General features: G+C 36.2%; 11 protein-coding genes and 1 pseudogene. 4 read left to right on the top strand and 8 right to left on the bottom strand.

Going from position 1 to position 11,092, the window contains the following annotated elements:
- Positions 1–670 (bottom strand): aspartate aminotransferase family protein (locus tag WAX78_RS18600; protein ID WP_336483472.1); only part of this gene is annotated, 670 nt, incomplete at its 3' end.
- A 655-nt stretch (positions 671–1,325) separates the two neighbouring features.
- Between WAX78_RS18600 and WAX78_RS18595 the strand changes: the two genes are divergently transcribed.
- Positions 1,326–1,991 (top strand): NAD(P)H-dependent oxidoreductase, encoded by a 666-nt coding sequence (locus WAX78_RS18595; protein ID WP_336483471.1) that lies wholly within the window; start codon positions 1,326–1,328, stop codon positions 1,989–1,991.
- A 169-nt stretch (positions 1,992–2,160) separates the two neighbouring features.
- On the opposite strand, the gene WAX78_RS18590 is transcribed toward WAX78_RS18595, so the two are convergent.
- On the bottom strand, positions 2,161–3,048 hold the full coding sequence (locus tag WAX78_RS18590; protein ID WP_336483470.1) for a LysR family transcriptional regulator: 888 nt from the start codon (positions 3,046–3,048) through the stop codon (positions 2,161–2,163).
- 277 nt (positions 3,049–3,325) lie between these two features.
- On the opposite strand from WAX78_RS18590, the gene WAX78_RS18585 reads away from it, so the two are divergent.
- Positions 3,326–3,850, top strand: coding sequence for a cupin domain-containing protein (locus WAX78_RS18585; RefSeq protein ID WP_336483469.1), 525 nt, complete (start codon positions 3,326–3,328; stop codon positions 3,848–3,850).
- A gap of 138 nt (positions 3,851–3,988) precedes the next feature.
- Positions 3,989–4,786, top strand: coding sequence for a dihydrodipicolinate synthase family protein (locus WAX78_RS18580; protein WP_336483468.1), 798 nt, complete (start codon positions 3,989–3,991; stop codon positions 4,784–4,786).
- Between the two features lie 271 nt (positions 4,787–5,057).
- Here WAX78_RS18580 and WAX78_RS18575 read toward each other — a convergent pair whose 3' ends face one another.
- The 4 genes and pseudogenes from WAX78_RS18575 to WAX78_RS25315 form a co-directional block, all read right to left on the bottom strand.
- A complete protein-coding gene (locus tag WAX78_RS18575; protein ID WP_336483467.1) occupies positions 5,058–5,876 on the bottom strand; it encodes an alpha/beta fold hydrolase in 819 nt (272 codons plus the stop codon).
- Positions 5,877–6,095: 219 nt separating this feature from the next.
- On the bottom strand, positions 6,096–7,385 hold the full coding sequence (gene dnaB, locus WAX78_RS18570) for a replicative DNA helicase (RefSeq protein WP_336483489.1): 1,290 nt from the start codon (positions 7,383–7,385) through the stop codon (positions 6,096–6,098).
- Positions 7,382–8,224 carry a DnaD domain-containing protein gene (locus WAX78_RS18565; protein ID WP_336483466.1) on the bottom strand — a complete coding sequence of 281 codons (843 nt, stop codon included), beginning with the start codon at positions 8,222–8,224 and terminating at the stop codon, positions 7,382–7,384. The genes dnaB and WAX78_RS18565 overlap by 4 nt, the downstream gene beginning before the upstream one ends.
- Before the next feature lie 467 nt (positions 8,225–8,691).
- Positions 8,692–8,847, bottom strand: a pseudogene (locus WAX78_RS25315) (YwiC-like family protein); the annotation flags it as partial.
- A gap of 101 nt (positions 8,848–8,948) precedes the next feature.
- Between WAX78_RS25315 and ric the strand changes: the two are divergent.
- Complete coding sequence (gene ric / locus WAX78_RS18560; RefSeq protein WP_336483465.1) at positions 8,949–9,656, top strand: iron-sulfur cluster repair di-iron protein; 708 nt, start codon at positions 8,949–8,951, stop codon at positions 9,654–9,656.
- Between the two features lie 154 nt (positions 9,657–9,810).
- Here the strand turns inward: ric and WAX78_RS18555 are convergent, their stop codons facing one another.
- Both WAX78_RS18555 and arsC read right to left on the bottom strand, forming a co-directional pair.
- Positions 9,811–10,200 carry a cupredoxin domain-containing protein gene (locus WAX78_RS18555; RefSeq protein ID WP_336483464.1) on the bottom strand — a complete coding sequence of 130 codons (390 nt, stop codon included), beginning with the start codon at positions 10,198–10,200 and terminating at the stop codon, positions 9,811–9,813.
- A gap of 481 nt (positions 10,201–10,681) precedes the next feature.
- A complete protein-coding gene (gene arsC, locus WAX78_RS18550; protein WP_336483463.1) occupies positions 10,682–11,086 on the bottom strand; it encodes an arsenate reductase (thioredoxin) in 405 nt (134 codons plus the stop codon).
- Positions 11,087–11,092: the final 6 nt, after the last annotated feature.

The following is an 11,092-nucleotide window of genomic DNA, read 5'->3' as shown; positions in this document are numbered from 1 at the left end:
TTTCATCAAAAATTAGAATTACACTATATTTTTCACATAGAAGCTGAACCCCTTCTAAATATTCACTTGATAAAGGAAATATCCCGCCACTTCCTAGTACAGGCTCTAGCATAATTGCAATGGGATTCTCATTAATAATCGTTCTTTCTAGTTCTTCTAAATTTTCTCGTTCCACTTCATATACAGGAATAGATGTTTTCGGGAAATTTTGATATATACTTTCTTGTCTTGTAAAGTGAAGAGCTCCTAATGTACGCCCGTGGAAACTATCTTTCAGTACAACTACTCCTTCACGTTCTTCGTTTGTTATAGATCTATATTTGTCAATTAATTTCAGTGTTGCTTCTGTCGCTTCAGTACCTGAGTTTGTGTAGAAGACCTTACCATTTCGCAAAGTATAATCAACTAATTTCTTTGCATATTCAATCGCCACTGGATTTAAAAAATGGAATGGAAGATGCAAGCATTTCGTAACTTGTTCTAATGTAGTTTGCACAATGTTAGGGTGATTGTAGCCTAATAAATTCACACCTACACCGGAAAATAGATCTAAATATTCTTTACCGTTCACATCATACAGTTTACAACCTTCTCCTCTTTCCATCGCAATATTCGTACGACAATACGTAGACATAATGTATTCTTTATCTAATTGAAACCAATCCGTCATGAAAAATTCCTCCTAGTTTTTCGTCCATTTTCTTATTTTCAAAAGCAAAACATAATTTATATAAATAAACCTTAAAATTTCATCAAAATCATTTCCTTCACGATATTCATTTTTTCATAATTCTTTTTGTTTCAACAGGTCCACTACGTATACGTTTTTTCCTTCTAGCGGTATGTTACTAATTAGAACTTTGTATGTATGTGTCTGGTATATCTGTTTTCTTTTCGTCTCCATCTTTATCATAAGTAGATAAAGTATAGACCTTTGATCTCACCTTTACCCTGGATTTGAACGTAGTATTCTTTGGATCCCGCCACATGCCCGTCAACCTAAGATTTTGAAATATCCCCAAAACGAAAATTTTATCCTTTCATAGTTGTCCATAGAAATTTAGTTCATTTTCTTATTTTGTGAAAGAATGGATTTCTTAACTTGATAGCAATGGGACGGAACCCCATAAAAAAGTTACCTTCTTTATCAACTAACGAGGACGGTTTAGTATAAGAAGCTAGTCAACAGAAAAGGTTTTTAATGCAAAGTTTTCCAAAAACAGGTTATGCTATCAACAGATCTGTTAGCAAACAGTGTACATACAGATCCCTTGATTTTCCGAAAAATCTGTTCACCAAAAAACAGAAAGAAAGGTTGATTTCACATGATAAGAGCGGAGAGTAAAAAACAGGAAATTTTAAAAGCTTACCAGTTCAGACATGCTTGCAAGGTATTTGATATCAACAAAAAGATTTCGGATGAAGATTTTCACTTTATTTTAGAGACGGGAAGATTGTCGCCAAGTTCAGTTGGCCTCGAACCTTGGAAGTTTGTCGTGATCCAGGATGCAACGCTTCGTGAAAAATTAAAGCCTGTATCTGGCGGTGCCCAAGGACAACTGCCTACTTCCAGCCATTTTGTAGTTATATTGGCCAGACAAGACTTGAGGCATGATTCGGCTTACGTGATTAAAATGATGAAAGACATTCATCATATGCCTGAAGAAGTTGTGCAGCATCTTTCCAGTTTCTATAAATCCTTTGTCGAAACAGCACTCGAAGATAATGATCGTCTCATTTTTGAATGGGCAAGCAAACAAACATATATAGCATTGGGAAACATGATGACAGCGGCGGCTCAAATCGGTATTGATTCCTGTCCGATCGAAGGTTTTGATAAAAAGCAGGTGAACGCTATTTTACAAAATGAAGGTATCATTAACGGCAACGATTTCAGTGTATCCTGTATGGTCGCCTTCGGATATCGACAAGAAGATCCCAAACGTCCAAAAACAAGACAAAGTCTCGATGAGATTGTTGAGTGGCGATAAACTTAAGATGATATTTCCCAGCATCAGTTGAATTGAGATAAAAGAAAGAGCCTGTTCTGATTCATTTTTTTCAAACAGGCTCTTTCTTTTTGGGGTATTATGAGTTTGAGTTCTTAAGTTGATGGGCATGTGGTCACGTAAGAGAGTTTATTACCTATTTCCATAGGTACTATAATGTAAGCGATACATCCTTTAGCTGATTAATAAAAATATGTACAGCAGCACATAAATATTTATCTTTTCTATAGACAATTCCTATTTCCCGAGTAAGATTAGAATTCGAAATTGGAAGAATTCTTATATTAGGATTGTTAAGGTACTCTAAGTATGGTTTAGGTAATATCGTTACCCCTACTCCTTCAATAACCATATTAATTAAAGATTCCATCGTCGTAATTTCAAAGACTGGTTCAGGAATGAAACCTAATTCCTTACAACCTTTATTAATAAGTTGTCTTATAAAATAGTTTTCTGGAAGTAGAATAGAAGATGTTGTTTGCAATGCTTCTAATCCTAACATATCTTGTTCCTCTAACGGATGTCCAATAGGTACCGCAAACGCCATTTCCTCTGTGTATAAAGAAATTTGTTCTAATTCATCTCCTTTCATAGGCAAAAAAACAATTCCTAAATCTAACTTATTTTCTAACAAGTGTTTTTGAATATCCCCCGTGCGCAGCCCAAGTACAGTTATCTTAATACCGGGGTATAGACGATGAAAATGAAGTAAGACAGGTGGAATTAGATAATTTTCAACTGTTAACAATGTCCCGATAGAAATCGTTCCTCTTTTCAGCCCATTCAATTCATTTATTGAAGTTTTTGCTTGTTCTAATTCGTAAAAAATATTGCTAGTATACTTTAAAAGTAGTTTTCCTGACTCTGTAAGAGCCGTCTTTTTACCAATTCGATCAAATAAAGGTGTTCCAAGTTCATGTTCTAACAACCGAATTTGTTGGCTTAAAGAAGGTTGAGAAATACCAACCTTTTCTGCAGCTCTTGTAAAGTGAAGTTCTTGGCATACTGCATAAAAATATTCAAGCTGCCTTAATTCCATTTCAAGGCCTCCAATCTAAATGATAATAGTTTGTAGAATCGTGAGAAGATTTATCTATATATAATCTAACAATCTATATGTACAGGGATTACATCATAGGCTATACCTATTATTATTATATAAATAATTGAATTGTACTATCAATTGAACTATTTTAAACTTTTAATGAAATCAAAGCTCCGCTTGCTAAATTCCTTTATTTAATGAGCGGGCAACCTTTCAATTTTTAAGTTTTAGTAGGAATGAGTTAGATTAAAAATTTGAGGAGGAGAACAAAATGAGTAATCAGACAACAGATATTATTAACTACAGTGAGTTTTTGAAAAAAAGCAGGAAGCCTGCAATCAGAGCATGTTCTTGGAAATGGAAAGACATTTATCCTTTACTTAAGGAATCAGTATCGGAGGACTTTCTTGAAGCTGGACGTGGAACACTATCACTCATTCATAAAGATACAGGAGATGCGCATGGAACTTCATCAACAATGAATGTGGTCGTACAAATTTTCAAACCTGGTGAGCACAATAAGCCCCACCGCCATACGAATGTAGCCCTCAATTTCGTATTTCAGGGCAAAGGATTTAGTATTGTAGATGGTGAGAAGATTGAATGGGAAAAGGGTGATTTATTCCTAGCTCCTCCTTGGTCCTCCCATGAACATTGCAACACTTCAGAAACAGAGGATGCCATTTTCTTCACTTTTCAGGATGTACCGGTTCTTACTTCAATGGGAACATGGTTTTTAGAAGAGCCAGTAGGTACCTCGCCGCGACATATAGTAAAGCAAGATAAAAATAAGTAAAGATAAATTCAAATATGACCTAACATATAAAATTTTGTTCTAATTATACTTTTTGGATATTGTGTAAACGATTTGAATATTTACCCTTATCTCCAATTTAGTTTTTGGAATGTATATGAATACTGGAGGATATCATTGATGAAAAATTTAAATGTTGCTATTCCTACTCCCTTTCATGATGATGAAAGTTTATATCTAGAAGGCTTTAATTCAATTGTTGAATATTTAACAGATAACGGAATAGAGTCATTACTTGTATCTGGTACTACAGGTGAGCAAAATTCCATGAGCATTGAAGAACGGATGGAAATCATTGATTATTTTAACAAGCAAAATTTTAATCATGTTGAACTCATGTTTGGTGTATCGGCTACAAGAACAAGAGATGCATTAAAGCTCATTAATAAGATTGAAAATTCTGTTTTTGATTCGATTTTAATTCAATTCCCACCTTATATCCAACCGACACAACAGCAAGCAATTCTCTATATAAATGAGTTGCTAGAACATACAACGAAAAACGTTGTACTTTATAATAATCCTTTCCGAACAGGATTTGACTTGGATGCTGAATCATTTAAGACCCTTGTTGGTCAAAAACATTCTAATCTTGTAGGACTTAAAGAAGAGAGCGATGTCAAACGTCATAGTAACACAAATTTACCTGATGATTTCATTATGTTTGCCGGTGGAGACATAAACTTCACAGCAAAGATGATTGATGGTTGTAACGGTCTTTCCAGTATGGTAGGAAATGTTTATCCAAAAGAAATTAAGCAAACTTTTAACGACTTATTAATGAATAAGCCAGTTAATCTTCGAAAAATAAATCATTTAATTGATGAAGTTACACGTCATCAACCAATTATACACATAAAAAATCACTACAATTCTTTAGGTATAAAAATAGGAACTTGCCGTTCTCCTATTAAATAATATTTAAATTTCTAAGAGTTTACTTTAATGAAACTATACTAAGAAGATATCTGTTTTTAAGCCGTATTCTCAATAGGAGAATGCCGCTTGAATTGAATAAAGAGCACCTACTAACATTGTACTTAGTATAGTTAATAGTTTAAATGGAACAAGGTAGTTAGCGATTTTAAACAACAGTACTGTAAATATAGCGAATTTATTTGTAATGAAACATCTTTAATGTGAAGCAATACTTAATACATAATTTTTCTGTTCTTAACTACACCCTCTTCTAATAATTTACTAAAATGTTGTGTAACTTCTCCGCAAACTCTTTATAATGCATTGTGTTATAGCCCACATGATGTCCAGGAAACTCCATAACTTCTGTTCTTAGTTGTTCCGTTAATGCGACTGTGCAGTGGTAAGCAAAAAAATCTCGTGATGCACTCCCTGCAGCTGGAAGTATCTGCATCGATGAAGACTTTAATGCACACTTCAATCCATCGATATCTAACGAATAGTTAAGAATTCCTGGGATTTCATGCTTAACGAAATACGTTGAATTCCCAAGAAGACGCTCTGCTAGTATATCTTTCGATTGTCCAGGCTCCATAGCGTCCATTTCCAAATTTGACAATAATTTAATGACCTCACTTCGATGATTTTTCTTAAGATTTTCCATGAATTGCTCAGCTTGTTTTAACTCATTTCCAAATAAAAATTGCAGTAAGATTGGTTCGTGTGGTATCAGTAACTTAATCTGTTCTGGATGATGTATGCATAGATCAATTCCGATGACAGCACCGGAGCTGCTTCCGAACACGTACACCGGTTCATCAGTAAGTTCGGCTATTAGGCGGTGAGCGTCGTCGCTGTGTGTTTCTACACAATAATCCTCAGTTCGATTAGCGAGATCGCTACGGGAATGGCCGCGGCGGTCATAGGTAACAACGGTATACCGGTCAGCAAGGCGGTTTGCAACCTTCAGAAACTTATCAGCATCACCACCTCCTCCATGAATGAAAAGAAGTACAGGTCCCTTTCCACGTACTTCATAGTAGATACTCGCTTCATGCACTTGCAATATTCCATTTTGCACTACAGTCATTTACAACCCCTCTCCTCTCTTTTTATCCATCATAATAATTATTACTTTTTAATAGATCCTAAGACTGGTTTCCTTTACTTTATATGATTTGTAAATTATATAAAATGCAGAAATTAACTTAGAAACAAAACCGCCATATGTAAAAACACTGATCAAAATGTGATTAAATAGCATTTTGATTAATCTCTGATAAACTATAATTGTTTCTAAAGAATCTCCTCACCTATTCCCTTCCACAAACCGCCCATACTCCTTCAAAAACCGCAGCTTCACAACCCCAACAGGTCCGTTCCGATGTTTCGCTACATGAATTTCTGTAACATCCTTGTTCTCTGTCTCCTGATCATAATAATCATCCCGGTACATGAGCATAATCACATCTGCATCCTGCTCAATCTGCCCTGTCTCTCGCAGATCAGATAAGAGCGGACGTTTATCTTGGCGCGACTCCACTGCCCGGGATAATTGCGACAGCGCTACGACGCACACATTCAAATCACGAGCCATCAGTTTCAACTTGCGGGAGATTTCACTCATTTCTTGAAACCGGTTTCCCCTGTGTTTCGAATCACCAGTAATGAGCTGCAAATAATCAATGATAACGAGCAGTTTTTTATTTGGATGCTTTCGTTTCAGCTTTCGCACTTGCACCCAAATCTCCTGCGTTGTGATGCCCGCTTTGTCATAAATCTCAAGCGGCAGATCTCCAATTTCCGCAAATGCCCGGCTTGTTTTCTCCCAGTCTTCGATCGTAAAACGATGCTTCGGATTTTTCAGCCTTTTCCCTGATACCTCTCCGGTGCAGGAAACCATTCGTTTCAGTAGTTGTTTATCACTCATCTCCAAAGAAAACAATCCAACTGCCGCACCCGATTTTGCCGCGTGCAGCGAAATGTTTAAGGCGAACGCCGTTTTTCCCATAGACGGCCGTGCACCAATCACAACAAACTCACCATCTTGCAAGCCGCACGTCATCTTGTTTAAAGAGGAAAAACCAGTCTCAATGCCTGTAAGCTCTTCTGCATCCTGATGAAACTCTTCATACAAGCCGACTAAAGTATCCTTCAAATCAAAATCGAGTGTACAATCCACCTCTTCTAGTTCACAGAGTGCTGTAATCGTCTCACCGATTACTTTCTCGTCCTTCTCCGTAAGAAGACGTGCACTCATGTTTTGCGCCATGATTCCCGCATGATGCATTTTCCATGCGCTCCGAACAAGCCCCTCGTAATAGGAGAAATTAGCAGTATTCGGAACACTCTCGATGATATTTACAAAGTACTCCATCCCGCCAATTTGCTCCAAAAAAGAAGGATCCATTTTCGAAATAAGCGTAACAAGATCAAGCGGCTGTCCGTCTTCCTCTATTTTCCGTATTAACTTAAATATCGCTTGATGCACAGGCATAGAGAAGTGCTGCTCCGTCAGTCGGCACTCCTTAATCAATTCACCATCAAGCAGCAAAGACCCTAATACGGTCTGTTCAGCCTCAACGTTTTGAATGCTCATGGACGCCACCCCTTTTCCTGCAAGAACTTCTGCAGCTCTTCTTCAGATGGTACGTTTTTCTCCCACTCTTCACACTCCTCTAGAAACTTCTCAGTCTCATAAATAGCAGACGATTCCTTCTTCCGAAACTTCACTGCCGCTTCCTCTACTTCACTAAGTTTCGTATATCCCTTTCCGTGCCAATCTCGTAAAATACCCTTCACGTAAGCAAGCGCCCGCTTGTTATTTTCATAGGCAATCTGGAGTGCTTTCAAAACGAGCTCCTCTGATAGATCATCAATCCATGCTTGTAGTTCCTCTGCGGTATATGGCGACAAGCTGCCAAAGTTTTGTTCATAAAACGTGAATACATTACAATCGGAATCTATTTTTTCATCTGCTTCAAAGCTTTCGGAGTCATCTTCTGGAGCATCCTGAGGCTCTTCACCGAAATGCTCCAGCAATAGCGGAATGCTCATTTCTTCCTCCAAGCATTTTTGAAGAAACATATGGACAAACTTTTTACTTTTCACGGTCTTTAACTCACGCAATACACATTTCTCAACGTTCGTGCTCGTAACTGGGTTATAGCGCAACCAATTCAGGATAAATAACTCCTTCGTTTTTGCATCATATAATATCTTCCCATAATCGATAAACCGCTGAACCAATTTATCAACAGTCTCTCTGTTGTAGCCTGTTTCCATCTCCGCCAAACGCTTCGGCAACGGATAAATGCCGCATTGCGTCGTTTTAGAACATGTCAGCAAGTATATGTAAAAGTATCGCTCCTCCGGCGTTAAGTCCAATACAAAATCATCCTGCCAAAAATTCACCTGTACATTCCGGTATACTGCCATATGTATTCCTCCCACCTTTAATGACAAATGTGAAATTGCCGCTTCTTTCATAGATATAAGAATGAGAGAAGAAATTTGGTAATTGATTTTAAATTTTTTTAATTACTATGATGTTATTTCTTTTGAAATGATTCTTGTAGTAGTTGTTTTTTATTTTGTTTTTGTAATGATTTATTACTTGTAAGGGGTTTGGTAGGGGTTTGTAAGGGGCTGTTAAGGGAATTTCAATCCATGAAAATAGAAGTTAGCTTAATTTCTCTATTCATATTTTTTAATTCCTCCTGATCGTTATCTCTTAACAACAAATGTATGATAAAAATTTTCCTAAGATAAAAAGAGAACTTGAATCACATTTTGCAAAAACAAATAAAAAAATACTTTAGTAAATGAAAATTTTTTCTTTACTAAAGTATTTTTTATGACATATTTATTTTGAACTAAAGCCGGCCCATTCGGTGAATAAGCTATTACAGTAATGCTCTGGCTAACAATACTACTGAAACAAAAAAATAAATAGAATTGATAATCTTCAAAATCCCCACTTTTAGAATCGAAATATTTCTAACATAAAGTACTATGGATCGTATCAAACTTGGGATAAAAACAATGGCAAACCACGGTGATGAACTTAACACATGACAAGTGATGTATATCACCACTTAGGTTCAAAATTATTGATATTCTTAATCCAGATACTAAATTTGAACTTTATGGGGGCATTCATATGGAACATACATTTACTGAGACTTCTGTTATTGGTGAGATCGTTACAAAATTCCCAAAGGCTAGTGATCTTTTTAAATCATATAGAATCGATTTTTGTTGTGGTGGTAATAGACCACTTATCGATGCTATTAACGAAAGAAATTTATCAGCAGAAGAGGTTTTAACAAAGTTAAATACCCTTTATCATGAAACAAAACTATTAAACGAAGTTGAAATTGATTGGAAAACAGCTTCTTATAGCGAATTGATTGACTATGTTGTGAATAAGCATCATCGCTATTTAAACGAAGAGTTACCACTATTAAGTCCATACGTAACAAAAGTGTTACGCGTTCACGGAGCAGGGCAACCTCATTTAGCTCAAATTCACAAGTTATTTCATGAATTAAAAACTGAATTAGAACAACATTTAATTAAAGAAGAAACAGAAAATTTCCCATTAATTTTAGCATTTGAGCAAAATCCAAGCGATGAAAATTACACAAACTTACGCAAAGTAGTGGATGAATTAGAAAATGATCATAACCACGCTGGCAATATTATTAAGGAACTTCGTGAGATTACGAATGACTTTACTCCTCCAGCAGGTGCTTGTGGTACGTATCGTCTTGTCTATCAACGACTTGAAGCCCTTGAATCTGATTTATTCCAGCATATTCATTTAGAAAATAATATTCTATTTCCACGTGCAATTGCACAAGCTTAAATAGCAAAAAGGTGAACCCTTAACTTGGTAGTTGTAGGGGATAACTTAAAAGGGGGCTATCCCCTCCTTTTTCGTTCCCTTCGCAAAAAAATAAACAACTTTTTTATTTAAGTAGCTGCTTATTAAACAAGCAAGGCCCTATTGGCCCTGCTTGTTATTTGACTATTACTTTTCCATCCATTCCTTTCTGGAAATGGTACCGACATATCAGTTCATATGTACCAGGATCTTGAGGTTTCACGGTAATGGTTTTTTCTTTTCCCGGCTGGACTACGGCGTCAATTCTGAGCTTTTCTACTGTGAAGGTGTGCTCTTTCTTACCTTGGTTTTTCAATATCAACGTTGTCGTTCTTCCAATCGGAATCGTGATGACATTCGGATTAAAGTAATCATCGTTCAACTCGACCTCAATCACTTTTACTGACTCAATAGGCTGTGTTACGACCCCGGATTCGGCAAATACACTGAGTGAGACCGGAGTTGTCACAACCACAATCATCGCAAGCAAAACGGCCAATCCAGTTAACCACTTTTTCACAGACATTCGCAATCCTTCCTTTCCTAAATAAGCACTATTGTTTTCCAATTCATACAATATTATCGCTATAAATAGGGTTCCAACGTGCTTCAAATAGTAGCTCTTTTATCTGAAACAGTGACAAAGAAAAAAATCAACTCTAATAACGATCTTCTGGAATCCATTCTTCTTCAATTAACCTGCACCATTAGTTTAAGTGTAATACTTCATATTCAAACAAAATATTATCATCATCTTCCACAATCTGGCCCTTTAGTAGAGTAACTTTATTGCTACTCAACAGTTCCTTTTATATCACTTTAATTTAAATACACTGCATTAAAAAACGGATATTATGTTTAATATGGGAGTCCAGCACTCCTTTTTAGCACATTATATAATTATTAACTACACATTCATGATTTAGGAAACAGTTTTTATAGAACAGAAAATAAAGAAAGACCGTTAATACACTGGCTCTAAATGTATTAACGGTCTCTTATTGATATTATTCTCCTGTTTCAGCAAATCTCTTAATACGTGTACCAATCTCATCGCGTACTCTTTGGAATACAGACCACTCTTGCCCCGCAGGATCATCAAATCCCCAATGAACTCTTTTTACATGTGAAGGCGTTGTTGGACAAACATCATTCGCATGACCACAAAGTGTTACAACAAGGTCAGCAGTATTTAAAATTTCCGGATCAATAGTATCAGATGTTTGATTTGTAATATCAATATCTATCTCTTTCATTGCTTTAATAGCGTTTGGATTTACACCATGTGCTTCAATACCAGCTGACAGCACGTTCCATTTGTTGCCTAAATATTTTTTACCCCAAGCTTCAGCCATTTGACTACGGCAAGAGTTTCCAGTGCATAAAAAGTAAATCGTTTTTTTGTTATCCACTTTAAT

Origin of the sequence: Bacillus yunxiaonensis, assembly GCF_037104695.1 — a bacterium.
Lineage (GTDB): Bacteria > Bacillota > Bacilli > Bacillales > Bacillaceae_G > Bacillus_A > Bacillus_A yunxiaonensis.
Note: the sequence above shows the minus strand (reverse complement) of the source record. Positions and strands in the feature narration are given on the sequence as shown.